The organism is Brevibacterium renqingii (assembly GCF_017808105.1).
GTDB lineage: Bacteria > Actinomycetota > Actinomycetes > Actinomycetales > Brevibacteriaceae > Brevibacterium > Brevibacterium renqingii.
The window spans coordinates 1-26,608 of sequence record NZ_JADBHF010000003.1 but is presented as its reverse complement, the minus strand read 5'-3'; the positions used below and the strand labels follow the sequence as shown (position 1 = coordinate 26,608).

Genomic DNA, 26,608 nt, shown 5'->3' with positions numbered 1-26,608 from the left:
TCTCTCGGTAGAATGATCGCGTGGGAAACTTCGAATCTCTGCCAGTGCGTTCCGACCTCGCCGGCCTCAAGCCCTACGGGGCTCCGCACCTCGACGTGCCGGTCCAGCTCAACGTCAATGAGAACGCCTATCCGCTCCCGGACGTCGTCGTCGACAGCATGCGTGCCGCCGTCAACGATCACTTCTCCGGACTCAACCGTTACCCCGATCGTGAGTTCACCGCACTGCGTGAACACCTCGTCACCTATCTCACCGGCATCAACGAACGTGCCGGGGACAGCGTCGAGCTCGACCCCGCAATGATCTGGGCCGCGAACGGTTCGAACGAGGTCCTCAGCCATATCGTCCAGGCCTTCGGCGGACCCGGCCGCACCGTGCTCGGCTTCACGCCGTCCTATTCGATGCATCCGCTGATCACAACCGGAACGGGAGCCAGCTGGCTCAGCGTCGACCGCAAGGACGACTTCACGCTCGACGCCGACACCGTCGCCGCCGAGGTCGCACGGATCGACCCCGACATCGTCTTCCTCTGCACCCCGAACAACCCGACCGGCACCTCGATCGGGCTCGACGTCATCGAAGCGGCCTACGACAACTGCTCGGGGATCGTCATCGTCGATGAGGCCTACGCGGAGTTCTCCCGCCCGGCCAAACCCTCGGCCATGACTCTGCTCGAGGGCCGTCCCCGCCTCGTCGTCTCCCGCACTATGAGCAAAGCCTTCGCCTGTGCGGGGCTGCGTCTGGGCTACGCGATCGCCGATCCCGATCTCATCGACGTCCTGCGCCTCGTCCGCCTGCCCTATCACCTGTCCGAGGTCACACAGGTGCTCGCCTGCACCGCACTCGAACACGCTGACGTGCTGCTGGGCAACGTCGACCGACTCATCGATTCCCGCAACCGGATGTCGGCCCACCTCGCGAAGGTCGGCTTCAGCGTCCACGACAGCGATTCGAACTTCGTGCTCTTCGGCAATATCTCCTCACCGGCCGAGCTGTGGCAGAAGCTGCTCGACCGCGGAGTGCTCATCCGCGACATCGGCATCGACGGCCACGCCCGCGTCAACGCCGGCACCGAGGACGAGACCGAGGCGTTCCTGACCGCGATCGACGAGATCCTCGCCGAATCCCCGGACATCCTCGCCGCACCACCGGCCGGAGATGTGCATCCGATCGACGGCCCACACTCGTCCGAAGACGCGCCCCACAGCTCCACTCCGTCACCCGCCGCCCCGACGAAAGGCACTCCATGAGGCAGGCCCAGAACTCACGCACCACCTCCGAGTCCACGGTGTCCGTGTCCGTCGACCTCGACGGCACCGGAGCCTCGACCATCTCCACGAGCGTGCCGTTCTTCGACCATATGCTCACGGCCCTGGCGAAGCATTCGATGATCGACCTCGACATCACTGCCACCGGTGACACCCACATCGACGTCCACCACACCGTCGAGGACACCTCGATCGTGCTCGGCCAGACCCTGCGCGAGGCCCTCGGCGACAAGATCGGAATCCGCCGCTACGGCTTCGCCGCCGTCCCGCTCGACGAAGCGCTGGCCCAGTGCGTCGTCGACGTCTCCGGCCGTCCCTACTTCGTCCATGAGGGCGAACCGGAAGGGCAGCAGTACCACCTCATCGGCGGTCACTTCACCGGATCGATGACCTCCCACTCGCTCGAGTCGATCGCCTTCCACGGCGGACTGACCGTCCACCTCGACCTCGTGCGCGGTCGCGACCCGCACCACATCGTCGAGGCCCAGTACAAGGCCTTCGCCCGTGCCCTGCGCGCGGCCGTGGAGGAAGATCCCCGCAGCAATTCCGTCCCCAGCACCAAGGGAGTCCTGTGAGCACCACCGTCGTCGTGACCCCATTCGGGGTCGCCCAGCAGCTTGCCGCGGCCTGTGTGCTGTCGAACATCTCCGGGACCATCGTGCCGATCGGGGAGTTCAGCGGAATCGTCCTCAACGACACGGACGTGGCCTCCGGCAACGAGGCGGCCGCGGCGATCTCGAAGCTCGCCGGCAAACACGAAGTCCTCCTGCTCGTCCGCAGCGAGGAGCAGATCGACGCCGGACACTACCGCCACGGCACCCGCGAATCCGATGTGCCGGCCGGTCTGGCGCTGAAGAACCTGCCCGATGTGCTCGAACAGCTCCTGCTCGAAACCGTCTCGGCCGACGACGTCGAGGGCAGCATCCGAACCGATTCGATGACGAAGCTGCAGGCCAGCGCCGCGACCATGACACCGGGACGGGCCGCCGTGGCGCGCACCGCTCTGCTGTGGATCATCGCCGCAGTCCTCGCCGGACTCGTCACCGCCTTCGGGATCGCGCTGGGTCTCGGCGGCAACAACGTCGCCTGGGTCATCGCGGTCTTCGGCGTCATCGTCCTCGGCTTCTCCCTGTGGCGGATCTGGTCCGTGCTGAGCAAGGGAGCCAAACGATGACGAGCGTCGCGGTCCTCGACTACGGAGCCGGCAACGTCCGTTCGGCCGTGCGAGCGGTCGCCGCCGCCGGTGCCGAGGTGACGCTGACCGCCGACCACGATGTCATCAACGACTCCGACGGCCTCCTCGTCCCCGGCGTCGGAGCCTTCTCCGCCGTCATGGCCGGACTCGAGAACGTCGGGGGAGTTGAACTCATCCGCACCCGCCACGAACAGGGCCGCCCGCTGCTGGGCATCTGCGTCGGCCTCCAGGTGTTCTTCGCCCGCGGGCATGAGCACGGAGTCGAGACCGAGGGCATCGGACTGTGGCCCGGAGCGGTCACCGCCCTGGCCGCCACTGTCGTACCGCACATGGGATGGTCGCAGGTCAGCGCCCCGGAGGACTCGGAGATGTTCGCCGGCATCCGTGACGAGCGCTTCTACTTCGTCCACTCCTACGCCGCCGGCGACCCGCCTGCCGGCACCACGGTGACCACCGCCCGCCACGGCGGCGAGTTCATCGCCGCCGTCGAGGACGGCACCACCTGGGCCGCCCAGTTCCATCCCGAGAAATCCGCCGAGGCCGGAGCCAGGCTGCTGCGCAACTGGCTCGGATCCTTCGCGGCGCAGACACCCGGCTCCTGAGCGAGCCCACCCACTACCATTGGCCGAAACCCGTGGCACCCCGTGCAGAAAGGTCACAATGACAGACACTTCGAACAAGCTCGTCCTCCTTCCCGCGGTCGACGTCGCCGACGGCAAAGCCGTCCGCCTCGTCCAGGGCGAAGCCGGCACCGAGACCGACTACGGCTCACCCATCGACGCGGCTCAGGACTTCGAGAACAGGGGAGCCGAATGGATCCACCTCGTCGACCTCGACGCGGCATTCGGACGCGGTTCGAACTCCGACCTGCTCAACCAGGTCGTCAAGGCCGTGGGCATCAAGGTCGAACTCTCCGGCGGGATCCGTGACACCGAGAGCCTGGAGCGCGCGCTCGACACCGGCGCCGAGCGCGTGAACATCGGCACCGCAGCACTTGAGAACCCTGAGTGGACGGCCGAGATGATCACCCGCTTCGGCGACCAGGTCGCCATCGGGCTCGACGTCCGCGGCACCACCCTTGCAGCGCGCGGCTGGACGCAGGACGGCGGCGACCTCTACGAGGTGCTCGAAACGCTCGAGGCCGCCGGCTGTGCCCGTTATGTCGTCACCGATGTGCGCAAGGACGGGACCCTGCAGGGACCGAACGTCGAACTGCTGAAGTCCCTGGCCGAGAAGACCGACGCCCCGATCGTGGCCTCGGGCGGAGTCTCGAGCCTCGACGATCTGCGCGCCCTGCGCGAACTCGTGCGCTTCGGCGTCGACTCCGCGATTGTGGGCAAGGCGCTCTACGCCGGCAAGTTCACTCTGGAAGAAGCCCTCGACGTCGCGGGGCGGTGATCGTTTGAGCACGCACTCACACGGTTCCGAAGGCGGAGAGAACCCGGCGGAGTCGCAGGATCCGGCGAAGTCGCAGGATGCCGCCCGACCGAACGGGCCCACGGACTCGGCCGGGCAGGCCTGGGCCGGGCGGGACCTCAGGCCCAACCCGTTCTCCGGCGACAGCGGCTTGGCCGATGCCGCCCTCCTCGAAGCGATGCAGCAGGTCGCGGCCTCGCCGCTGGATCCCGAGGCGCACCAGCTGGTCGTCTCCGCATTGTCCGAGACCAGGCTGTACGCTCCGATCGTGCCCATGGTCGTCGACCAGGAGGTCGGGGAGAACGGGCTGATGTCCGACAATTCCTCGGAGATGGCGATGGTCCGACTGCAGGCCGAAGACGGACGTGAGTGCACTCCGGGCTTCTCCGGAATCCCGCCGCTGACGGCCTGGCATCCGGATGCCCGGCCGGTGCCGATCGAATCCGAACGGCTCGTGCTCGGAGCGATCGAGGCCGAGTCCCAGCTCGTCGTCCTCGACCCGGGCGCAGAGTTCTCGTTCCTGCTGCGCCGCCCGGCCATGTTCGCCTTCGTCCAGTCCCAGCCGTGGACCCCGGCCTGGGCCGACGCCGAGGTGGCCCACCGTCTGCGTGCCATCGCCGAGTCGTTTCCCTGGTTGGCACGGCTGGCCGTCAGCCCCGGCAGCAACAGCGTCCACCTCGGCGGGCCGGAGCTCGGCATCACCCTCGGCGTCGAATCCGAAGTCCCGCAGGACGAAGTGCGCCGGTTCCAGGAAGCCGTGGCCGGCGATGAGGAACTCGTATCGAAGATCGACTCGCTGGCCATCCGCCTCGTCGAGTCCTGACCCGTTTCGTCACCCGAGGCGATGAGGCTGAGCCGCTTGCTCGGGCCCTGAACTGAGCGACGCGAGTGTGCCCGGGCGACACGCCTATGCTTATCAGTCATGGGCGACAGTCGCGACCACAGTCACTCCGGCGTCGCCAGCCCGGTCGAGATCAATGACTCACCGTGTTCTCCCCTCACAACGAGGTGTGGAGAATTCGAACACGAACCTGTAGGAGAGATGACTCATGGCAGACGTGAAACCAGCTTCACCGGAACGCAGAACCCCATGGCAACGGTATTTGGCATTTCCACTGATCTGGAAGTTCGCTATAGCGTTGGTGCTCGGCTTGATTGTGGGACTGATCGTGGGTCCGCCGATCGCCGTAGTGCAGCCATTAGGCGATCTGTTCTTGCGTCTGCTGCAGATGCTTGTGATCCCCCTGGTATTTTTGACGCTGCTCTCGGGTGCCGCGTCCGTCTCCCCAGCCAATCTCGGCCGAGTCGGTGGAAAAGTCTTCGGGTACTATCTGGTCACTTCGGCCGTTGCCATCGCCCTGGGCCTCGGGCTCGCTCTGATCATCAGCCCGGGCAAGGGACTCGACATGCCGGGCACCGGAGAGGAACCTGAGCAAGCCCCTTCGCTTGTCGACACATTTCTGAACATCGTTCCGGAGAACATCGTCAGCGCGATGGCCGAAGGCAACGTACTCGCTGTCATTTTCGTTTCTGTCATCGCCGGTCTCGCGTTGGGATCCATGCTGTACAGCGATAGCGAATGGATGCGCAGCCTGGCGGAACCGGTGAAGAAGCTGTCTGACGCAGGGTCGGAGATCATGTTCAAGATCGTGCGGGGCGTGCTCGAGTACGGGCCGATCGGTGTCTTCGCCCTGATCGCGGTTGTCGTCGGCGAGACCGGAGCCGACTCACTGCTGCCCATGCTCCAACTGACGGTCAACGTGTATTTGGGTGTTGCGCTGATGATCGGCGTGTATGTTCTGATCCTGCTCGCTTTCAGGCTCAACGTCCGACGGTTCTTCGGCGCCGCGAAGGAGCCGATGCTGACTGCGTACGTGACGCGCTCTTCGAGCGGAAGCCTGCCGGTGAGTATGCGCGCCGCGGAGAAGCTCGGCATCTCAGAGAGCACCTACGGATTCAGCCTTCCGTTAGGCGCGACGATCAACATGGACGGCACTGCCTTGTACGTCGGCGTCTCAGCGATGTTCGTCGCCAATGTCTCCGGAGTTGATCTGTCCTTGGTGCAGATGCTCGAGATCGTGGCCGTCGGTGTGCTGGCCTCGATCGGCACCGCCGGCGTCCCCGGTGCCGGTCTCATCATGTTGTCGCTTGTCATCTCCCAGGCTGGTCTGCCCTTCGCCGCTGTCGCTCTCGTGGCCGGGGTGGATGCGCTGCTCGACATGGTCCGCACCATGTGCAACGTGACGGGCGATCTCACCGGAACCTATATCGTCGCGCGATCCGAAGGTCAGATCGACGATCCCGCCGCAAAGGGGAAGCAGCGACGTGGCGCCGAAAGCCGCGCTGCAAGTTCCGAAATCGAAGGGGGTCGGTGAGCTTCTCGAGCGGACAGCCTCAGAGCATCTGCCGCACGCCTTCACGCCAATCGGTGGTGCCGACCTCGGCCGCGAGCTTGCCAGGGGAGATGACGCAGGGGGAGTACCAGATCGGGGCTAGGCGGTTGAGCTCGAAGAAGGAGCGTTCGGCGACGCCTGCCGCCCGTGTCACCCAGCGCGGGACCGAGACGGGACGCTTGGGCTTCTGACCGAGAGAGTTCGAGGTGAACTCGGCGATCTCGCCGAGAGTCGGATTCGACGCCGGGGCGATGAACAGCCGGTGCGTCCCCGCGGGGGCATCCTCGAGCAGCTGCGCGGAGCGGATCATCGCGGCTGCATGATCGGCGATGACGGTGATGCCGTGAGCGACGTCGGTGCGAGCGGGAACCACGGCCCGGCGACCCTTGGAGATGGGCTCGGTGATGCACATCCGCACGACCGAGGACCAGGGTTCGGCGCTGCGTCCCAGCAGATCGCCGGCGACGACGCTGGCGCTGACGGCAGAATGCGCGGCGCGGGCCTCGAGTAGGCGCTTGCGGATCCGTCCCTTGTCCTCGACCGGAGCGAAGGGGGAGGTCTCGGTGATCGGCGCACCGAGGCCGGCGAAGGCGTACACGGATTCGGGGAAGACGACAGGGATGCCCAGCTCGTCAGCGGTATCGAGGACGACCGAGTCCAACCCCGGCAGTATCTGCTCCCACTTCCGACTGTCATAGGGCGCATGAGCGCAGGCGAAGATCGCATCGACGCCCTCGGCAGCCCGGGCCAGCTGATCCCGATCGCTGGCATCGGACTTGATGTGCACGGGAGCGGGAGCAGAAGCAGAAGAGTGTGCGAGAGATGATGCCGAACCGGCAGCGCTCACACCGACTGGTGCCTGCTTGCCGGCACCTGTGCGGGTGGCGATTCGCGCCGAGACGCCGAGTGCCGCGAGTTGAGCGGAGATCTCGGAACCGATCTGCCCGTTGCCGATGACGAGTGCGCTTTTCATGAGGTCCTCCCTGACAGTGGTGCCTAACAAACTTGGCAGTGATGCCGAACAAAACAAGAGCGGTGCTCTCTGAAATTCAGCGTAGCTCCCTCATCCGCCCAAAGCAAGAGCACTGCTCACTGTTGTTGTGCCTGATCTCTGAAAGTAGGGTGAAGTCATGACGGACACGACCCCGCGGCAGCGCGCACGCCTCGAAACAGAAGCGCAGATCACAGCGATCGGTAATAGGATGGTCGACGAGGACGGGATTGAGGGGGTCTCGCTGCGTGCGATCGCCCGCGAGCTCGGCGTCGTCTCGAGCGCGGTCTACCGCTACGTGAGGAACCGCGATGAACTGCTGACGATCCTCATCCGCGATGCCTTCGATCAGATCGCAGACTTCGTCGACGAGGCCCTGGCGAAGGAGCGGAGCGTGGCAGTTCTGGCGCTGGCGATGCTCGAGTGGTCGCGGGCCCACCCGAATCGGTGGGCACTCATCTACGGAACGCCGATCGCCGACTATGAGGCACCCCGCGAGGAGACCGTCGTGCCCGGAACGCGGATCATGATCGCTCTTGCGCGGCTGGTCGCCGACAGCGCCGGCGACGAGGGGCCCACCCCTGAGCCGCTCCCGTCTGCAGCGGCACTGCAGCCGCTGCGTGAGGGTCTGGCGGAACTCGGCCTCGAGCACGAGGACGCGGTGATCATGTCCACCGTGACGATCTGGGTCGCCGCCATCGGACTGATCAACGCTCTGCGCTTCGGTCAGTTCGGCCCGGGGCTCGACGGCGTCGAAGACGAACTCATGCGCGGGGTCATCAGCAGCCTCGGCGAGTGAGGGCATGACTGCGGCCCCCGACCGAATGTTCGGGGGCCGCAGTCTGACAGACGGTCAGGCGACACCGCGAGGGTGCCGACGGGGGAGAGCGCGTCAGCGGACGGGGCCGGTGAACTTCTCTCCGGGGCCTTCGCCCGGGGCGTCGGGGAGCTCGGAGGCCTCGCGGAAGGCCAGCTGCAGGCTGCGCAGTCCATCGCGCAGCGGGCGGGCGTGGTGATCGCCGATCACCGTGGCCGCGCCGGTGACGAATCCGGCCAGAGCGGTGATGAGTTTGCGGGCCTCGTCGAGGTCCTTGAGGTCGGAGCCGGGACCCTCGGGGGTGTCCTCGGCCAGGCCGCACTTGATGGCGGCGGCGGACATGAGATGGACGGCGCTGGAGGTGATGACCTCGACGGCGGGCACCTCGGCGATGTCGCGGGTGACTTCGGCGATCGCCTCGGCGGGAACGGAATCTTCAGAACTCATGCCATAAGCTTGACATATAAATCAATCTGCCGGTCACCTCAGGGTCTCGATGTGCGAAGAGTCATGATGCGTAGTACACTGGAGGCTGGTGCGAAGCGGAGTCTGACTCCCACCTTGATCGCGAAGAGCGATCGGGTCCAAAGATCTGGCCTGAAGGGCACGTGTCCGTACGGGTTCCGGATCGAGGTGTATCACCGAAGTTGTACGGTTCTCCGTGCTGCTCGAGTGTGCAGGCTCCCTTGGCATGTGTGTCAACGGGAGCCTTTTTCGTTGTCACGACCACATTTGAGCAAAAAGGAGTGAACACATCAGCGAGACGCGCATCAATGACCGGATTCGGGTTCCCGAGGTTCGGTTGGTCGGACCCAATGGTGAACAGGTCGGTATCGTTGCCATTCGCAAGGCACTCGATCTCGCCCGCGAGGCGGATCTCGATCTCGTCGAGGTAGCACCGCAGGCGAAGCCACCCGTAGCCAAGCTCATGGACTACGGAAAGTTCAAGTACGAATCTGCTCAGAAGGCCAGGGAAGCCCGGAAGAATCAGGCGAACACTGCGCTCAAGGAGATTCGTTTCCGTCTCAAGATCGACGAACACGATTATGAGACGAAGAAGGGCCACGTCACCCGCTTCCTCGAAGGCGGCGACAAGGTCAAGGTCATGATCATGTTCCGTGGCCGTGAGCAGTCCCGCCCCGAGATGGGCATCAAGCTGCTCAACCGCCTCGCCGAAGATGTGTCGGACCTCGGCACCGTCGAGTCCTCCCCGCGAGTCGACGGACGCAACATGGTGATGGTCATCGCCCCACTCAAGTCAAAGTCTGACGCCAAGGCGGAGGCCCGGAAGGCATCAGCAGGTGCCAAGGGCAAGACCGCTGAGGTGAAGTCCCGTCGCGATCGGGTCGCTGCAGAGAAGAACGCAGCCAACCCGGACGCGTGAGAAGTTAGGTAACGTCGCGTTCGAGGCCCGACGGGTCTGTGCGTGTGAAGTAGTTGCCGGCGGTCACCGCCTGCAACGAATTGCAAAGGAGAACGGCACCATGCCGAAGCAGAAGACGAACAGCAGCGCCAAGAAGCGCATGCGCGTGACTGGCACTGGCAAGATCATGCGCGAAGGCGTGAACAACCAGCACAAGTTCGAGGGCAAGACCTCGGCGCGTAAGCGTCGCGTGGCCACCGACCAGGAGATCACCGGCGGAGATCGCGCCAAGGCCCGCAAGCTTCTGGGCAAGCTCAAGGGCAGGTGAGACCCTTTCACGGGTCTTCGTTCCGGGCAGATTCCGGGACACATCCCCGGGCAGCCGGTCATCGGCTCCCACAGCTTGAACCAGAGTCCGGCACCGCCGGCAGATAAGAATTCTTCGAAGGAGTAACACGTGGCACGTGTGAAGAGAGCGGTCAACGCTCACAAGAAGCGCCGGGTCATCCTCGACCGGGCAAGCGGCTACCGCGGACAGCGCTCGCGCCTGTACCGCAAGGCCAAGGAACAGGTCATCCATTCGCTGGTCTACAGCTACCGTGACCGTCGCAAGCGCAAGGGTGACTTCCGTCGCCTCTGGATCCAGCGCATCAATGCCGGCGCCCGCGCCAACGGCATGACTTACAACCGTTTCATCCAGGGCCTCAAGGCCGCTGGCGTCGAGGTCGACCGTCGCATGCTCGCCGAGCTCGCTGTCAACGACTCGGCCACCTTCGCGCACCTGGTCAAGGTCGCCAAGGACGCTCTTCCTGCTGACGTCAACGCAGCGAAGACCGACGCCGCCTGAGCAGCGTCATCTTAAGACTCCGGTCACCTCGGTGACTGCCAACGGCCCCGAACTGACATGGTTCGGGGCCGTTGAGTCTGTTCGGGCAGAGTTCGTCTCTGCCTTACATTCGCTCCCTCAATTCTTAGGACCACGCACGCATGAAGCTCCCAGACGTCATCTCCTCGCCCCAGTCGAAGCGGATCAAGAATGCCGCAAAGCTGCTCAAGCGTCGTGACCGCAAGGCGACCGGGCAGTTCCTCGTCGAGGGGCCACAGGCCGTGCGCGAGGCTCTGGCTCGTAAGGGGTCTGTTGTAGAGCTCTTCATCACCGAGGAAGCCGCCGAGAACCATCCGGAGTTCCTGGCCGCGGCCAAGCACGGACGCCTCCAGGCGAGCATCGTCACTCCCGAGGTGCTCACGGAGCTCGCGACGACAGTGCACTCTCAGGGCGTGGTGGCCGTGTGCAAGGCCCTGGATGTGGAGCTGACCTCGGTGGTGAACAAGGAAGCACAGCTCGTCGTCGTGCTCTCGCAGGTTCGTGACCCCGGCAATGCGGGCACGATCATCCGTCTGGCCGATGCTGCCGGCGCCGATGCTGTCGTGCTCACCTCGTCGTCGGTGGATGTCTACAACGACAAGACCGTCCGCTCTACCGTGGGTTCGCTCTTCCACATCCCCGTCGTCATCGGAGTCGGACTCTCAGAGGTGACCGAACTCGCACGCGCTCGTGGCCTGCAGGTCCTCGCCGCCGACGCAAACGATGAAGCTCACGACCTTCACCACCCGTGGGACACCGGGCTCGATCTGACCGTCCGAACCGCATGGGTGTTCGGCAATGAGGCTTGGGGGATGAGCGTCGACGATCTGGAACTGTGCGATGCATCCGTGGCTGTGCCGATCTACGGCTCGGCGGAAAGTCTCAACCTCGGTACCGCTGCGGGCGTGTGCATCTACGAGAGCGCGCGGAACCAGCGGATGTGAGACGGCCGCGCCCTCGATTCGGAATCCGTGAGGTTTCCGTTTGGAGCGCAGCAGCGTCGTTGCGTGTTTACGTATGATTTCATGTCATCGCGACTTCCGTTATCCTGAAAACAAGGGACCTGTTCGTTAAACGGTGAGCGCAGGACGGAGCGAGGCAATGACCGGCACGAATCTTCAGCCGCAGACGCTTTCGGGAATGCGCGCGACATGCCTCAACGATGTGCTGACCTCCGTCACCGCATGTATTGCTGTCGCAGCGTTGTTCTGGGCCATCGGCTTCGGGACCGAAGCCTCCCCCTCGGTCCCACGTTTCCTCGTCACAATAACGCTGCCTGCCCTGGTTTTCGGAGATTACTTCCGATACCGCCTGGCGGCGAGAAAGTTCGACTTCGTGCGGCAGATTCCGACCAGGGAGTCAGCGGCTTAACCTACTCGGCGATCAGCTCCTCGGTCTGCGAACTGTCCGCAGCAGCCCGTGCGGGGATGTTCCTTGCAGTTTAATGACAAGGGAACTGGATCTCCTACGAAAGGGCGCGGACCTGCTGTGTCGGGCATACCCGATACCGTGAGGCTATGACGACCGAATCTCCTCGCAGTCCCAAGGTCAGCCTGGGCTCACTGGTCTCCGGCTATCTCGGTGACCTCGGGCCCGAAGAGTTCCTTGAAAGCATGGACTTCACCGATCTCGACCTCACAGAGATCGATTCCACCCAGGCCACGTTCCTCGACTGCTCATTGAGTCGGGTCAACTTCGGCGAGGCAGAGTCGCCAGTCAACCTGACAGGTGCCCGCTTCTCAGGGACGCGCATCGAGGAATCCCGGGCCGATACGTGGATGATGCCCCGAGGCGGCCTCAACCGCACCGAGATCACCGGAACACGGATCGGCGCCGGGGTCGTCCACGATAACGTGTGGGAGAAAGTCCGGTTCGAGAACTGCCGCATCACCTATCTCAACCTGCGTGGGGCGAAACTCACCGACGTTGAGTTCCGAGACTGCGTCATCGACGAGATCGACCTCGACCGTGCCAAGGTCAGCCGAGTGGCCTTCTCAGGCAGCAACGTGGGTGCGTTCCAATGTGAGGGAGCGATCTTGGGCAACGTCGATCTTCGAGGACTGCAGCCGCACAAGATTTCCGGCGTCCACTCACTGCGCGGAGCCACGATCGACGAGATGCAGTTGATGCTCTTCGCTGAACTCTTCGCCCAGGAGCTCGGGATCACGGTGGAGTGACCGCCGTGATTCGTTCGACGCGGCCTTATCAGATCCACTGATGGTTCCTCGCGAACTGGACCAACGCTTGTGACCGCATCGGCGCAGCGTGATCGGATGGCCAGATCATGTCGACGCCGACGGGTTCAACTGCCGGCTCGATCTCTTTGACGACCAGGGGATACCCCTCATAACTGGCAGTGTTCGTCAGCCTCTGCACCAGGATTCCGTAGCCGAGTCCGCGACCGACAAGCGTTCTCACGACCTCGTAGCTGGTCGTTCGGTGACGGATCCTTGGCACCAAATCACGCTCGTGGAACATGCCCAGCGTGTGTTGGCTCGAAGGAGGGGAGTCGAGGAGGATCATGTCCCGTTCGACGAGATCCTCCAGGCGAACAGTCTCTCGCGCGGCGAAGGGATCATCTGCTGCCAGGATGACATGGGCAGGCTGCGCGAAGAGCCTTGCGTGGTTCGGGGTCCCCGGAATGAGCGTCTCGTAGACGAAAGCGACGTCGATCTCTCCGGACTCCAGAGTTCCGGTCAATCGGTCCTGCGTAGTCTCGACGATCTCGAGACTCACTTTGGGGTGCTGCTGGCCGAACTCATCAAGCAGAACGGGAAGGATCATCGGGGCCAGAGTCGGATAGCAGCCGATTGTGATCGGTCCGGCCAGTTCTCCGTCTCTCGTTCTGAGCTCACGCTCGAGTTCGTTCGCCTCAGAAATGAGGCTGGTCGCCCGAGCGGCCAATTGCCTCCCAGCCGCGGTGAGTACCAACCCCTGTGCTTTTCTCCGGATGCAGAGCTGCGCATCCATCTGATGTTCGAGAGCTGTAATCGAATCTGAGATCGCTGAGGAGGAGACATGCAGCTCTGCTGCCGCAGCTGAGATCGTTCCCATCTTGGCAGCCGTGAGCAGATAGGAAAGTTGTCGCAAGGTGAAGTTCGGAGTGTGGTCAGAGTGCATATTCGTTTTTCCGGATTAGTAATCAGAATAATTCCGCTTTTCCTTTCATAGTAGTCGTCGCAGACTGGGCTGTGAAGGCGATCACATGATCGCGCTGATAGTACGTTCTCAACGATGAGGAGATGATGATGACTGCCGGGCTACACACGGACACTCGCAGAGTAGGCACCTCGGCGCCGGTGGCGGACTGGGTGAAAATCCCGGAACTCTATGAGAACCCGTTTCCGATCTATGAACGGCTTCGTGCCGAAGGCGGAGTGCATTGGGTTCCCGCGGTCAATCGCTATCTCATCACCAGCTATGAGGCTGTCAGCGCTACCGAACATGACCAGGACATCTTCTCCGCGAACGAAGAGGGCTCCCTGCAGATCCGCGCAATGGGGCATTCCATGCTCCGCCGCGACGATCCCGAACACTATGAGCAGCGCCGAGCCTGGCAGCCGGTGCTCAAACCCGGCTACGTCAAACGTGTATGGATGTCGATGTACCGTGAGGTCGCCGAGGATCTCTTGGACCAACTCATCGAAAAGGGCACCGACGCCGACCTCATCTGGGACTTCGCCGCGCCCTATGCTGCGGAAACCCTGCGTCGCATGCTCGGGCTGTACAACGCCGACCAGCTTGACCTGCAGCGCTGGTCGCAGACGATGATCGACGCGACCGGCAACTACGCTGACGACCCCGAAGTCTGGGCCAAAGGGGAGCGTTCGTTCAACGAGGTCGACGCGGCACTCGACGAGATGCTCGAATACCACCTCATCCACCGCGACGATTCGCTCATCTCGGGCCTCCTGTCGATGCCCGGTGAAACCATGCCGGTCGAGCAGATCCGAGCGAACATCAAGATGACAATCGGCGGAGGACTCAACGAGCCCCGCGACGCGCTCGGGGTCGCCGCGCTCGCCCTGTTCAACCACCCCGAGCAGCGTAAGTCCGTGATGGCCAATCCACAGCTGTGGCCGACCGTGTTCGAGGAGACCATCCGGTGGATCGCCCCCATCGGCATGTACTCCCGCCAGACCACGCAGGACACCGTCCTCGCCGGCACGTACCTGCCGGCAGGAGCGAAGCTGGGCATCTGCGTGCTCTCGGCCAACCGTGACGAAACCGTGTGGGAGCACGCCGACCGGTTCGACATCCACCGCGAAGCGAAACCGCACCTGGCCTTCAGCAAAGGCGTGCACGTGTGCCTGGGCAACTGGGCCGCTCGAGCCGAGATCGCCGAGGTGGCTCTTCCCCTGCTCTTCAACAGCCTCGAGGGACTGCGCATTGACGAGACCCGCGACACGGCGATCGGCGGCTGGGTCTTCCGCGGCATGCTCAAGCTCCCCATCACCTGGTCGTCAGCGCGGAAGGAGCCCGACTACGGAAAGCCCACCACCGGCGACGCCGCTTCGGCGGGTGTGCGCGGCCGGAGAGTCATTGGGCCCCAGGGTCGCGATCATCGGTGCCGGACCCGCCGGGTGCTTCAGCGCGAAGGAGATCCTGCGGCAGGTCCCCGGATCCCATGTCGATGTCTTTGATAGGCTGCCCGTGCCCTTCGGGCTGCTGCGCTACGGAGTCGCGGCCGATCACCAGGGAACCAAATCCGTGACGGGCCAGTTCGACCGACTCTTCGCCGATCCCCGAGCGCGGTTCATCGGCAACACCGAACTGGGCACAGACGTGTCGATGGATGAGCTCAAAGCCCATTACGACAGCGTGGTCCTCGCCAGCGGCCTCTCCCACGACCGCACCCTCGATATCCCCGGAAGCGAACTGCCCCAGGTGCACCGGGCAGGCAGAGTCACGCGTCTGCTCAACGGGCATCCCGATGAGGAACAGACCATGATCGATCTGGGCCGGAATGTCGCAGTAGTCGGACAGGGCAATGTCGCCATCGACATCGTTCGGCTGCTCACCTGTGCACCCGACTCCTTGACCGGCAGCGACATCGACGATGGCATCCACGGGCCGATGCGCGAATCGCTCGCTCGCATTGACATCATCGGCCGCTCGGCCGGCCGGGAAGCGAAATTCGATCCTGTCATGATCCGCGAAATGGCTCGGGTTCCGGGACTGACGCACACACTCCATGGCGTTGACCTGTCGACGGTCACAGCCGGCAAGGACGCGAAGCTCGACGCCCTCTGCGACCTCGTCGAACCTGCCGAAAGCACAGCTGTGGCTCAGCACTTGGCCGGGGAGGCAGACGCGATCGAGGTGCACTGGTGGTTCTCGACCACTCCGGATGAGGTCACTGGTTCGGACTCGGCAGGCCGGGTCGATGGGCTCGACATCACTCATGACGGTGCGTCCGTCCACCTCGACGTGGACTCGGTCATCACCGCCATCGGTTTTGTCAGGGATCCGATGTCGATTGCGAAGCAGGGCATCTGCCCTGTTACGCCGATCCCCGCAGACGGCAAGATCGACAAGGGACTCTTCGCCATCGGCTGGCTCAAGGGCGCCGGCCGCGGAACCATTCCCGATCAGCGTACCGACGCCAGGACCCTGGCCGCGACCATCGCCGCCGAGGTGAATGCCGGAACGATCGCCACCGGTGCACCGGGGCTCGCCCCGGGGGCTACCGCCACCGATTTCGACGGCTGGCGACGGATCGATCACAAGGAGCGCCTCGGCGCCGGTGCAGGTCGCTGCCGGACGAAGATCACATCGCGTGAGGACCTGTTGGCCACCGCCGGGGACACCGACCTGGACGAGCAACTGGCGGTGACTGCGGCGGGAGAGGTCGAGGACCTGGTCCCAGGGATGCCGGTGACCATCCTCTTCGGCACGGAATCGGGCAATGCCGAACTCGTCGCCGAGGAACTCGGCACGGTCCTGGGACAGCTTCCGGACGTGGAGGTCTCGGATCTGTCCTCGGTGTCACCGTCGGACCTGCGCCCGGAGAGGTTCTACCTGCTCGTGTGTTCGACGTACGGCGACGGCGACGTCCCAAGCTCAGCCACGCGGTTCTATAACGATCTGCGCGACCAGCCCGTCGACCTCAGCGGAGTTCGGTTCGCCGTATTCGGAATGGGCGACGCCAGCTACACGAAGACCTATTCGCGGGGCAGCGAACTGATCACCGAAGCCCTCGAGGTCCAAGGTGCGACCAGAGTGGGCGAATACGGTCGCCACGACGCCGGGGGGCCGGTGCCTGCCACCGAAGCGGCGAGCGAATGGGCCGAAGGCGTTCTGCGGAGCTTGTCCGAGGCATTCTCACCGGTGTGAGACCGCAAGTGTCCGAGAGGCACAATCCGTTGATTCCCATCGTTTACGACAGAAAACACACTAGAACAAGGACGTTCTCATGACCGCCACACATGAACTGACGCCGCCTCGGCAGAAGAAGAACCAGCGCAGGGTCGCGTTCGCTTCCATCATCGGAACCACGATCGAATGGTACGACTACTTCACGTATTCGACCGCGGCTGCTCTCGTCTTCGCCCACCTGTATTTCGCTCCCGCAGGGGAAGGAGTCGGGCAGCTGCTGTCGTTCGCGACGATCGGCATCTCATTCCTCTTCCGTCCGCTCGGAGCCTTCCTATCCGGCCACTTCGGCGACAAGCTGGGGCGACGATTCATCCTCGTCGTCACGCTGGTCACGATGGGCGTGGCCACGGCACTCATCGGACTCATTCCCACCTACGAGACGATCGGCGTGACCGCCCCGATCCTGCTCATCCTCCTGCGCATCGTCCAAGGGCTGTCGGCCGGAGGCGAATGGGGCGGGGCAGCACTGCTGGCCGTCGAACACGCCGATGTCGACAGGCGTGGACTGGCCGGGTCCTATCCGCAGTTGGGTGTGCCCTTGGGCATGCTGCTGTCCTCGGGCGTCATCGCGCTGATGACCGGCCTGATCTCTCCGGGTGAGGCGTTCATGGAGTGGGGCTGGAGGGTGCCGTTCCTGCTTTCGGTCGTGCTCATCGGCGTCGGCTACTGGGTGCGACGGACCGTCGAGGACACCCCGGTGTTCAAGGAGATGCAGGACGAGTCGGCCAAACGCAAGGCCCCGATCCTGGTGCTGCTGAAGAAGCACTTGCCGTTGGTCGTCGTTGCCGCACTCATTTTCGCGGGCAACAACGCAAGCGGGTACATGACGACCGGCGGGTTCGTCACAAAATATGCGACGACCGATACGGTGGGCTTCTCCCAGACCGATGTGCTGCTGGCGATCACGTTCGGTTCGTTCGTGTGGCTGATCTCGACCGCGCTGTCGGGGTATCTGGCAGACATGATCGGACGTGTCCGCACCTATGTCATCGGCTTCGTGATTCTCATCGTCACCGCCTTCCCGCTGTTCTGGCTCATCGACACCGGATCATTGGGACTGCTCTACCTGTCGCTGGGTGTATTCTCCATCGGCTTGGGCCTGTCTTACGGGCCGCAGGCTGCACTCTACGTCGAACTCTTCCCGGCCTCGATCCGGTTCAGCGGAGTCGCGATCTCGTATGCCCTGGGGGCAGTCATCGGCGGTGCCTTCGCTCCCACGATCGCCCAGGCGTTGTTGCAGGCGACGGGCACGACCGCTTCCGTTTCGCTGTACCTGGTGATCATGGCGGCGATCTCGCTGACAGCAGTGTCGCTGGTCAAGGACAGGAAGGGAATCGATCTGTCCGTGGGCAACGAGGATGAGCAGAAGGCCGGGGTGTGGCGACTGACCAAATAGTCCGCCGGACGGTGACGGCACTGCGGAGCGAACGCGTCACCGCCGGGCGACGGCACGCACCACGTTGTCGGCCCCGGCCGTCACCGCTGCCCCAGTTCATCGATGAGTACCCGCTTGTTCTCCGAATAGTCCACGGGGGCGACCACGACGTGCACTCCACCGGCCTCGAACGCCGATGACAGCACCGAATTCATCTCGGACACGTCCTCCAGACGGTGCCCGGTGGCCCCATACGATTCCGCGTACTTCACGAAGTCCGGGTTGCCGAAGGTCAGGCCGAAGTCGGGCATGCCGTCGCACTCCTGCTTCCATCGGATCATGCCGTAGGCGCTGTCCTCGAGGATGAGCACGACGAGGTCGAGGTCCAACCGCACCGCGGTCTCCATCTCCTGGCTGTTCATCATGAACCCGCCGTCACCGACGACGGCCATGACCCGACGTTCCGGGTAGGTCAGCTTCGCCCCGATCGCCGAGGGCAGCCCGGCACCCATCGTCGCCAGGGCGTTGTCGAGCAGCAGGGTGTTGGCCCTGGTGGTGCGGTAGTTGCGGGCGAACCATATCTTGTACATGCCGTTGTCCAAGGTGACGATCCCGTCGACGGGCATGACGTCGCGGACCTCGTGGACGATGCGCTGCGGGATGAACCGGTCCTCACCGGATCCTTCGGCGGTGTGCGCGATGATGCTCTCACGCATCGGCAGCAGCGCCTCGGCGGTGGGCACCGGACCTCCGAGCACCTCGGCGAGCCTGTCGAGGGACGGGCCCAGGGAGCCGATGACCTCGAACTGCGGGAAGTACACCTGCTCGACGACAGCGGAGCGGTAGCCGATGTGGACGACGGTGGGGCCGTTCCCGTCCATGGTGAACGGCGGCTTCTCCGTCGTGTCGTGGCCGATGGTGACGATGACATCGGCTTCCTCGATCGCGTCGTGGACGTAGTCGCGGTCGGTCAGCGCCGCCGTGCCCAGGTAGAGGTCCGAGGACCCGGACACCGACCCCTTGCCCATCTGCGTGGTGAAGTAGGGGATGCGCATCCCGGCGACGAAGCGCGACAGGCATTCGCTGCACTCGGATCGCGACGCATCCGCACCGAGCATGAGCAGCGGCTTCTTCGCCTCCCGGATGACATTGGCCGCATTCGCGATCGCCGTTTCTGCGGCGACGGGCCGACCGTTCGTGTGCGGTTCGATGAGTTCGAACCCTTCGACGGGCAGACCGGCGATGTCCTCGGGCAGTTCGAGGTGGACCGGGCCGGGTCGTTCGGCCTGGGCGACGCGGAAGGCGTCCCTGACCATGGTCGGGATCATCGCCGCGGAGGTGATCTGCTTGCTCTCCTTCGTCAGCGGATCCATCGTCGCGACCGTGTTGACCATCTGGAACGCCGCCTGCTCGGCCGTGCGGATGCCCTTCTGCCCGGTGATCATGATCACCGGCATCCCGCCGAGGTGGGCGTACGCGGCCCCGGTCGCGAGGTTGAGCGCGCCGGGCCCGAGCGTCGTCAGGCACACTCCGGGCTTGCCGGTCAGCCGCCCGTAGGTGGCGGCCATGAACGCCGCGGCCTGCTCGTGCCGGGTGAGGACGAACTCGATCGACGATTGGCGGAGGGAGTCGATGAAATCGATGTTCTCCTCGCCGGGAATGCCGAAGATCCGTTCGACGCCCTCGTTCTCCAAAGCTTTGACCATGACATCGGATGCTCGTTGAGTCGTCATACGCACGACACTACCGCGCATAGCCCGCAGGAAATATGACCTCGCCCACACCGAGGCGACCCCACCGATCCAGCCGGACCCGCCCCATCGTTTCGGCCCCCGCTCACCCCGCCGATTCCGCTCCACCCACCCCGCGGACACCGCCGCAAGGGCCCCCATCGGAGACGATAGACTGAGAACGAAGAGACATTCGGTCCAATTCGACACGGACAGAAGGACATTGATGACAGATCAGCTCGACCCCTTGGACGAGTCCGCCGTGAAGCAGGCCGTCGACGCGGCCCTGAGCGCTTTCGCGGACGCCCACAGCCTCGACGAACTCAAACAGGCGAAGATCGACCACACGGGGGACAAGTCCCCGCTGGCGCTCGCCAACAGGGCCATCGGAGGACTCGACAAAGCCGATAAGGCCGCCGCCGGAAAGATCGTCGGCAAGTCCAGGGGACAGGTCAAGCAGGCCCATGACGCTCGCCTGGCCGAACTCGAAGCCGAACGCGACGCCGCCGTCCTCATCGAAGAGGCCATCGACGTCACCCTGCCCAGCAACCGGAGGCAGCTCGGCGCTCGCCACCCGCTGAGCCTCATCCAGGAACAGGCCGCCGACTACTTCATCGGCCTCGGCTGGGAGGTCGCCGAAGGCCCGGAGATCGAATCCGAGTGGTTGAACTTCGACGCGCTGAACTTCGGCCCCGACCATCCGGCCCGGCAGATGCAGGATACCTTCTTCGTCGACCCTCCTGAGGCCGGACTCGTCCTGCGCACCCACACCTCCCCGGTGCAGTCGCGCTCGCTGCTCGAACGTGGTGTGCCGCTCTACGTCGTGTGTCCGGGCAAGACCTTCCGCACCGATGAGCTCGATGCCACCCACACCCCGGTCTTCCACCAGATCGAAGGCATCGCCATCGACAAGGGCCTGACCATGGCCAACCTGCAGGGCACCCTCGATGGCTTCGCCCGCGAGATGTTCGGCCCCGAGTCGAAGACCCGCCTGCGTCCGAGCTTCTTCCCGTTCACCGAACCGAGCGCGGAGATGGACTTCTGGTTCCCCAACAAGGTCGGCGGCCCCGGCTGGATCGAATGGGGCGGCTGCGGCATGGTCCACCCCAACGTGCTGCGCGCCGCCGGCATCGACCCCGATGTCTACCAGGGCTTCGCCTTCGGCATGGGCATCGAGCGCACCCTGATGCTGCGCGAAGGAATCAACGATATGCACGACATGGTCGAAGGCGATGTGCGCTTCTCGGCCCGTTTCGGAATGAAGGCTTGATATGCGCGTCCCACTGAACTGGCTGGCCGACTACGTCGATCTCCCGGCTAATACGGATCCCCATGCCCTGGCCGCCGAATTCGCCGGCATCGGACTCGAGGAAGAGGACTTCTTCGGCCCCGAGACCACCGGACCCCTCGTCGTCGGCCGCGTGCTCGACCTCGTCAAGGAAGAGCACTCGAACGGCAAGACCATCAACTGGTGCCGCGTCGACGTCGGGCCGGAGCACAACGAAGCTCTCGACGACCCGAAGGACCCGCAGCCCGGCCCCGAGGTGCCCAGCCGCGGCATCATCTGCGGAGCCCACAACTTCGTGCCCGGTGACCTCATCGTCGCCTGCCTGCCCGGAGCCGTCCTGCCCGGCGACTTCGCCATCGCCGCGCGCAAGACCTACGGGCACACCTCCGACGGCATGATCTGCTCGGCCAAGGAGCTCGGCCTCGGCGAAGATCACGACGGCATCATCGTGCTCAGTGATCTGGATCTGACCGGTGAGCCCGGTGACGATGCGATCGCCCTGCTCGGCCTCGACCAGGTCACCCTCGACGTCAACGTCACCCCCGACCGCGGCTACCAGCTGTCCATGCGCGGCATCGCCCGCGAATACGCACAGATGAAGGGCCAGACCTTCACCGACATCGGCAGCCCCACCACCGCCGAGGTCAACGCCCCCACCGATGACGGCTTCCCCGTCGTCATCGACGACGCCAACCCCATCCACGAGGTTCCCGGCTGCGACCAATTCACCGCCCTGCAGGTCACCGGGCTGGACCCGACAGCGAAGACCCCGTTCTGGATGCAGCGTCGCCTGCAGCAGGCGGGCATGCGCCCGATCAGCCTGACCGTCGACGTGACGAACTACGTCATGCTCGAACTCGGCCAGCCCCTGCACGCCTATGACACCGCACTGCTCGGCGACGAGATCGTCGTCCGCCGTGCTCAAGCCGGGGAGAAGTTCACGACCCTCGACGACATCGAACGCACACTCGATGCCGAGGACCTCCTCATCACCGACCGCGGCGGCAAGGGCGGACAGATCATCGGCTTGGCAGGAGTCATGGGAGGCGCCGCCGTCGAAGTGGGCGACGAGACCACCGACGTCGTCATCGAGGCCGCCCACTTCGACCCGATCTCGATCGCTCGGACCTCCCGTCGGCACAGGCTGTCCTCGGAGGCATCGCGTCGCTTCGAGCGCGGTGTGGACCCGAAGCTCGGCCCCGTGGCGGCGCGTCGGTGTGCTGATCTGCTCGTCGAGCTCGGCGGCGGAACGCTCAGCCCGGCGACCACGCAGATCGGGCAGGCTCCCGAGCCGACCGTCATCGAACTTCCGGTCGAGCGCGTGTCCTCGCTCGTCGGCGTCGACTACTCCACCGCCGAGGTGACCGGACTGCTCGAGAGCATCGGCGCCACAGTCGAGATCGTCGCCCAGGGCCGGCTGGCCGTGACCGTGCCGAGCTGGCGCACGGATATCACCGACAACGTCGACCTCATCGAGGAAGTCGCCCGCACCGGCGGGTACGACCGGATTCCCTCCGTCCAGCCCGCAGCTCGGGCCGGCAGCGGTCTGACACTCGCGCAGAGGACGCGCCGCCGGGTGTCGAACCTGTTGGCCGCCGACGGGTTCACCGAGGTGCTGTCGTACCCGTTCACGAACGACAAACGGGATGACCAGCTGCGGCTCGAAACCGACGATGTGCGCCGCAAGCACGTGCGTCTGGCCAATCCGATGTCCGAAGACCTGCCGCTCATGCGCACCAACCTGCTGTCGACGCTCGTCGACCTCGTGGTGCGCAACCTCGGTCGCGGGGCGAAGGATGTCGCGCTGTTCGAGGCCGGACTCGTGTCCACCTCGGCGGGCCTGCCTGACGGGCCCGGACCGCGTCACCTGCCCGGATACCATCCGAGCGATGAGGAGCTCGAGGCCATCTACGCCTCGGTGCCGCATCAGCCGTACCACTACGCGGGCATCATCGCCGGCAATGTGGAGCTGCCCGGCGTCTGGGGCAAGGGCCGCAGGGCCGAGGCCGCCGATGTCATCGACACGGTCCGCCGGATCGCGAAGACGAACGGACTCGACGTCACGGTCGAGGCCGACCAGATCTCCCCCTGGCATCCGGGCCGTGCCGCGAAGTTCGTCCTCGCCGATGGGCAGAATCTCGGTCACGCCGGTGAGTTGCACCCGAAGGTGTGCGAGAACCTCGCCCTGCCATCCCGGACGGTCGCCTTCGAGATCGACCTCGACGCGCTGCTGGCCCAGCAGGACCTGCGTTCCTGGGGCGGTGCCCTGTCGACGTTCCCGGTGTCGCGTCAGGATGTTGCGCTGGTCGTCGACGCCGAACTGCCCACGCAGACTCTGGCCGCGACCCTGCGCGAGGGTGCGGGGGAGGAACTCGAACTGCTCGAGACCTTCGACCTCTACACCGGCGACCAGCTGCCCGAGGGCAAGAAGTCGCTGGCGTTCCGCCTGACCTTCCGCGCTCCCGATCGTACGCTCAAGGCCGATGAGGCCTCGGCGATGCGTGAGGCGGCGACCGCGTTGGCCGCTGAGCGTCACGGCGCTGAAGTCCGCAGCTGAGAACAGTGCGTCACAGAGCCCGGTCGACCGCTACAGTGGTTCGACCGGGCTCTGTCGTATCCGTGCCGAGCATCGCGGCAGAGCGCACCCAGACAGTAAGCACCACCACCGACCACCTGCACCCCCATCGCTCACGAGGAGATCTGACATGACCGAGAAGCTGCCTTACGGAACGAACCTGCCTGTCGGCGATTCTGCAACAGAAGCGACTGCGGTCCCATCAGAGACGATCGCCCTCATCACCGGCGGTGCCCGCGGAATTGGACGCCACCTCTCAGAGGCGATCGCAAAGGCCGGCTACGACGTGATCGTGACGGCCACCTCGGCGGAAAAGGCGGAGGCTGCGGCAGATGAGATCGCTGAGGCGACCGGGGGAGTGGTGACCGGTGTCGGTCTGCGCACGGATGACATCACTGCGGTGAATCAGTTGCGTGACTCTGTCGCTGAGCTCGAGAAATCGACGGGGAAGCGTCTGCAGGTGCTCATCAATAATGCCGGTCGAATCGAGTCGACCGAGGGTCCTCTGTGGGACGCGGATCCGGAGAGCCTCAAGGGCGTCGTCAACGCGAACGTGCTCGGCGTCGCGCTCATGATCAATGTCTTCGCGCCAGTGCTGATGGCGGGAGCCGAGGTGACCGGTCGACCGAGCCGCATCATCGACCTCAACTCCGGATCAGGAGCGAAGGGAACGCCGGCGTATGCCGTGTACTCGGCGTCGAAGGCAGCACTGTTCCGCATCGCTGATTCGGTCGTTCACTTCGGTCACGACAAAGGACTGCGCATCTTCGAGATGGCACCCGGCGTCGTCGAGACCGCTATGACGAAGTCGATGCCCGTCCATGATTTCCGCACCGGAGATGACTGGACCTCACCCGAGCAGGTCACTGACCTCGCGCTGGCTCTCGCATCGGGAACGCTGGATGCGTTCACCGGCCGGTATGTTCGTGCTGGCGCGGATTCGGAAGAGACCCTGCTCGCCGAGGCGGCCGGCCTAGAGGATTCGACCCGCCGAATTGTGCTTGGGTGAGGAGCCGACCTGACGCTATTCATAATAGCCAGCGCTCGCTGAAAGTAGTGCGAACTCTTTCCGCTTACATCCAGAAGGAGTGACGAGAGGTGGGTGAGTGGTAATTCCATTATTTTTCTTGGTGTGTGCAGCTCTGATATTTGCTCTTAACTTCAAGAATTTTGAGCACCCGAGAAAATGGCAGTTCTGGCGCTCAATGCTTTATATATGTTCAGGGTTTTTCATCTTGACAACCAATCCTGAGCCAGCCTCTCTGATTTCATTCACGGCATATTTAGGTTGGGCAGCTGTCGACAGCTCTCTCGGGTATTTAGCAAAGGTTGCTGGTGCAGGGGATGAGGGTGCACCAGCAGCAATTGTTAAACTGGCGTGTAGCGCCCCAAAGTTACTATTCAGCAGGTTCTGGGACAGTTTTTCACGCAATTTGTCTCGAATGAATTGGACACTTCAGATTCGGTCGGAATCTAGAATAGTCCGCTTCCTGAATCGGCTTTTCAATCTCGAAAATCAAAACCTTCTGTCATTTTCTCTTATTATTTATGCTGCCTCCATCGGCGTTGCTGCGGTCATTGTACTATTATTTGGATCCGTGCAATTGGCGTCGGTGATTTCTAGCGAGAGTGTCCAGACAGCTTCGATTCGAAAATTCGCTGTTTTGCAGTTAATGATTCAGGGCCCGCAGTTCCTTCTTTTCTGGATAGGTGCGGGAACGCTGTTATGTATCGTCAACTCTATACTTATTCTCAAAGGAAGTTTACTTAACACTGCAAAGGAAATACTTGTTCAGTTTGCTGGCTCGACAGGTGTTGGTGCCGCGTTGGGACTTGTCTTAGGAATTGTCGCTCCCGGCATATGGGTCCAAATGAGCGATTTGGGCATGGTTACCGAATCCTCAGTGTTTGAAGCCCCGATCGACGGAAACCTTGCAGTTAAAATGTCTAGCGTCGGTCTGATACTGGGAGCCCTGATTGGAACGTACACTTCGCTGCGCAAAGGCGCTGAGAATTTTTCGAATGAAATATATAAAGAATTGTTTGTTTTCTTGTCAATTGGAGTTTCTGTTGCTTTAATCAATTACTATAAGATTGCTTCGCCCGAATCTTTGGCGAAATTGATTTCCGATGGTTCCAATTTTGAATTTGCAGGCAGCGAAGTTCAGAAATTGAACGACGAGCAGCTGGACAAATTGCTCATTTCAATGCCGCCAGAGGATTTCGCCAAGATGCTGTTTCAGCTTGATCAGCAAAATTTTTTGTTCCAATTCGACATGATCCCAGTAGTTCTATGTCTGGCTGGTGGATTTGGACTGGCGTTCATCGTCAGGGCAGTCTTTCGTGGTTTCAAGAGAACAGAATGGTGATGTGAGGTTGAAGGCGCACTAGGCCTTAGGCCGCCATGTCGAAGTCGATGACAATCCTTGATCACTGCGGTGAGGGGGACTGGATGACCTCAGCGACTGACAGAGCCCTGGGGCAGCCGCGGGCGTCAGGAGTATTGGACGCGTGTACCGGGCGGCACGTTCGTGCCGGTGCGGAGCCGGAAGGGCTGTTGTTTGGAGAGGCGGCAGATGGACTGTCCAGTGAGGCCCATCGACTCGTGCTCGGCTGAGGCGGGCACAGTTGCCGTTCGTTAGTAGATACCTAGCCTGAAAGTGGATTTCAGGCTAGGTGGAGATTCGGTTTCAATTACTGGGAGTTTTCTGAGCCAAGGGTTAAACAGTTTCGGGGAGTCGTAACGTCGAATTGTCAATGAAGATTTCGCGACTAAGTGTGCTGTCATGTCCCAACTCAAGAATCCTGCACCTTCTGATCACGAACACCATGTCCAGGTCAGACGCGCAGCCATCGCAAGTACCATCGGCACCACGATCGAATGGTACGACTACTTTCTCTACGGAACCGCCGCGGCATTGGTATTTCCGCATCTCTTCTTCCCCGACGTCTCG

At 63.4% G+C, this 26,608-nt stretch carries 25 protein-coding genes; 21 read left to right on the top strand and 4 right to left on the bottom strand.

What is annotated here, in order from left to right; genetic code table 11:
- Nucleotides 1-20 precede the first annotated feature (20 nt).
- The 7 genes from IHE57_RS04125 (at nucleotide 21) to IHE57_RS04095 (ending at nucleotide 6,254) form a co-directional block, all read left to right on the top strand.
- A complete protein-coding gene (locus IHE57_RS04125; RefSeq protein WP_209371042.1) occupies nucleotides 21-1,250 on the top strand; it encodes a histidinol-phosphate transaminase in 1,230 nt (409 codons plus the stop codon).
- A complete protein-coding gene (gene hisB, locus IHE57_RS04120) occupies nucleotides 1,247-1,843 on the top strand; it encodes an imidazoleglycerol-phosphate dehydratase HisB (RefSeq protein WP_209371041.1) in 597 nt (198 codons plus the stop codon). Before IHE57_RS04125 ends, hisB begins: the two co-directional genes overlap by 4 nt.
- Nucleotides 1,840-2,442 (top strand): hypothetical protein, encoded by a 603-nt coding sequence (locus tag IHE57_RS04115; protein WP_209323227.1) that lies wholly within the window; start codon nucleotides 1,840-1,842, stop codon nucleotides 2,440-2,442. The genes hisB and IHE57_RS04115 overlap by 4 nt, the downstream gene beginning before the upstream one ends.
- A complete protein-coding gene (gene hisH / locus IHE57_RS04110; RefSeq protein ID WP_209371040.1) occupies nucleotides 2,439-3,065 on the top strand; it encodes an imidazole glycerol phosphate synthase subunit HisH in 627 nt (208 codons plus the stop codon). The genes IHE57_RS04115 and hisH overlap by 4 nt, the downstream gene beginning before the upstream one ends.
- Nucleotides 3,066-3,123: 58 nt before the next feature.
- Nucleotides 3,124-3,861, top strand: coding sequence for a bifunctional 1-(5-phosphoribosyl)-5-((5-phosphoribosylamino)methylideneamino)imidazole-4-carboxamide isomerase/phosphoribosylanthranilate isomerase PriA (gene priA, locus IHE57_RS04105; RefSeq protein WP_209371037.1), 738 nt, complete (start codon nucleotides 3,124-3,126; stop codon nucleotides 3,859-3,861).
- Nucleotides 3,862-3,865: 4 nt separating this feature from the next.
- Complete coding sequence (locus IHE57_RS04100; protein ID WP_209371036.1) at nucleotides 3,866-4,702, top strand: SseB family protein; 837 nt, start codon at nucleotides 3,866-3,868, stop codon at nucleotides 4,700-4,702.
- Between the two features lie 226 nt (nucleotides 4,703-4,928).
- Nucleotides 4,929-6,254, top strand: a complete 1,326-nt coding sequence (locus IHE57_RS04095; RefSeq protein ID WP_209371035.1) for a dicarboxylate/amino acid:cation symporter — start codon at nucleotides 4,929-4,931, stop codon at nucleotides 6,252-6,254.
- Between the two features lie 19 nt (nucleotides 6,255-6,273).
- On the opposite strand, the gene IHE57_RS04090 is transcribed toward IHE57_RS04095, so the two are convergent.
- Nucleotides 6,274-7,245, bottom strand: a complete 972-nt coding sequence (locus IHE57_RS04090; RefSeq protein ID WP_209371034.1) for a Rossmann-fold NAD(P)-binding domain-containing protein — start codon at nucleotides 7,243-7,245, stop codon at nucleotides 6,274-6,276.
- Between the two features lie 157 nt (nucleotides 7,246-7,402).
- On the opposite strand from IHE57_RS04090, the gene IHE57_RS04085 reads away from it, so the two are divergent.
- Nucleotides 7,403-8,062 (top strand): TetR/AcrR family transcriptional regulator, encoded by a 660-nt coding sequence (locus IHE57_RS04085; protein ID WP_209371033.1) that lies wholly within the window; start codon nucleotides 7,403-7,405, stop codon nucleotides 8,060-8,062.
- A gap of 93 nt (nucleotides 8,063-8,155) precedes the next feature.
- Here IHE57_RS04085 and IHE57_RS04080 read toward each other — a convergent pair whose 3' ends face one another.
- Nucleotides 8,156-8,527: a DUF1844 domain-containing protein gene (locus tag IHE57_RS04080; RefSeq protein ID WP_209371032.1), complete on the bottom strand. Its 372-nt coding sequence runs from the start codon at nucleotides 8,525-8,527 to the stop codon at nucleotides 8,156-8,158.
- A gap of 355 nt (nucleotides 8,528-8,882) precedes the next feature.
- On the opposite strand from IHE57_RS04080, the gene infC reads away from it, so the two are divergent.
- The 6 genes from infC (at nucleotide 8,883) to IHE57_RS04050 (ending at nucleotide 12,485) form a co-directional block, all read left to right on the top strand.
- Nucleotides 8,883-9,464: a translation initiation factor IF-3 gene (gene infC / locus IHE57_RS04075; protein ID WP_216629483.1), complete on the top strand. Its 582-nt coding sequence runs from the start codon at nucleotides 8,883-8,885 to the stop codon at nucleotides 9,462-9,464.
- Between the two features lie 100 nt (nucleotides 9,465-9,564).
- A complete protein-coding gene (gene rpmI / locus IHE57_RS04070) occupies nucleotides 9,565-9,771 on the top strand; it encodes a 50S ribosomal protein L35 (protein WP_209323219.1) in 207 nt (68 codons plus the stop codon).
- A gap of 129 nt (nucleotides 9,772-9,900) precedes the next feature.
- Nucleotides 9,901-10,290, top strand: a complete 390-nt coding sequence (gene rplT / locus IHE57_RS04065) for a 50S ribosomal protein L20 (RefSeq protein WP_025779787.1) — start codon at nucleotides 9,901-9,903, stop codon at nucleotides 10,288-10,290.
- A gap of 140 nt (nucleotides 10,291-10,430) precedes the next feature.
- On the top strand, nucleotides 10,431-11,252 hold the full coding sequence (locus tag IHE57_RS04060; RefSeq protein ID WP_209371031.1) for a TrmH family RNA methyltransferase: 822 nt from the start codon (nucleotides 10,431-10,433) through the stop codon (nucleotides 11,250-11,252).
- Nucleotides 11,253-11,409: 157 nt separating this feature from the next.
- Nucleotides 11,410-11,679, top strand: coding sequence for a hypothetical protein (locus IHE57_RS04055; protein WP_209371029.1), 270 nt, complete (start codon nucleotides 11,410-11,412; stop codon nucleotides 11,677-11,679).
- A gap of 146 nt (nucleotides 11,680-11,825) precedes the next feature.
- Entirely contained in the window at nucleotides 11,826-12,485 is a 660-nt protein-coding gene (locus tag IHE57_RS04050; RefSeq protein ID WP_209371027.1) for a pentapeptide repeat-containing protein, read from the top strand.
- A gap of 28 nt (nucleotides 12,486-12,513) precedes the next feature.
- Here IHE57_RS04050 and IHE57_RS16535 read toward each other — a convergent pair whose 3' ends face one another.
- Nucleotides 12,514-13,428: a LysR family transcriptional regulator gene (locus tag IHE57_RS16535; protein ID WP_209371025.1), complete on the bottom strand. Its 915-nt coding sequence runs from the start codon at nucleotides 13,426-13,428 to the stop codon at nucleotides 12,514-12,516.
- Between the two features lie 128 nt (nucleotides 13,429-13,556).
- On the opposite strand from IHE57_RS16535, the gene IHE57_RS16285 reads away from it, so the two are divergent.
- The 3 genes from IHE57_RS16285 to IHE57_RS04035 all read left to right on the top strand — a co-directional run bounded on the left by IHE57_RS16285 (nucleotide 13,557) and on the right by IHE57_RS04035 (nucleotide 18,082).
- Nucleotides 13,557-14,951, top strand: coding sequence for a cytochrome P450 (locus IHE57_RS16285; protein WP_253719901.1), 1,395 nt, complete (start codon nucleotides 13,557-13,559; stop codon nucleotides 14,949-14,951).
- Complete coding sequence (locus tag IHE57_RS16280) at nucleotides 14,851-16,644, top strand: flavodoxin domain-containing protein (protein ID WP_253719900.1); 1,794 nt, start codon at nucleotides 14,851-14,853, stop codon at nucleotides 16,642-16,644. The genes IHE57_RS16285 and IHE57_RS16280 overlap by 101 nt, the downstream gene beginning before the upstream one ends.
- A gap of 79 nt (nucleotides 16,645-16,723) precedes the next feature.
- A complete protein-coding gene (locus tag IHE57_RS04035) occupies nucleotides 16,724-18,082 on the top strand; it encodes an MFS transporter (protein WP_209371017.1) in 1,359 nt (452 codons plus the stop codon).
- A gap of 80 nt (nucleotides 18,083-18,162) precedes the next feature.
- Here the strand turns inward: IHE57_RS04035 and IHE57_RS04030 are convergent, their stop codons facing one another.
- Nucleotides 18,163-19,794, bottom strand: a complete 1,632-nt coding sequence (locus IHE57_RS04030; RefSeq protein WP_209371015.1) for an acetolactate synthase large subunit — start codon at nucleotides 19,792-19,794, stop codon at nucleotides 18,163-18,165.
- A gap of 223 nt (nucleotides 19,795-20,017) precedes the next feature.
- Between IHE57_RS04030 and pheS the strand changes: the two genes are divergently transcribed.
- From pheS to IHE57_RS04010, 4 genes are all read left to right on the top strand, one after another.
- Entirely contained in the window at nucleotides 20,018-21,061 is a 1,044-nt protein-coding gene (gene pheS / locus IHE57_RS04025; RefSeq protein WP_209371012.1) for a phenylalanine--tRNA ligase subunit alpha, read from the top strand.
- A 1-nt stretch (nucleotide 21,062) separates the two neighbouring features.
- Complete coding sequence (pheT, locus tag IHE57_RS04020) at nucleotides 21,063-23,636, top strand: phenylalanine--tRNA ligase subunit beta (RefSeq protein WP_209371010.1); 2,574 nt, start codon at nucleotides 21,063-21,065, stop codon at nucleotides 23,634-23,636.
- A 148-nt stretch (nucleotides 23,637-23,784) separates the two neighbouring features.
- Complete coding sequence (locus tag IHE57_RS04015) at nucleotides 23,785-24,663, top strand: SDR family NAD(P)-dependent oxidoreductase (protein WP_209371008.1); 879 nt, start codon at nucleotides 23,785-23,787, stop codon at nucleotides 24,661-24,663.
- Between the two features lie 97 nt (nucleotides 24,664-24,760).
- Nucleotides 24,761-26,023 (top strand): hypothetical protein, encoded by a 1,263-nt coding sequence (locus tag IHE57_RS04010; protein ID WP_209371006.1) that lies wholly within the window; start codon nucleotides 24,761-24,763, stop codon nucleotides 26,021-26,023.
- The last annotated feature ends 585 nt before the right edge of the window (nucleotides 26,024-26,608 follow it).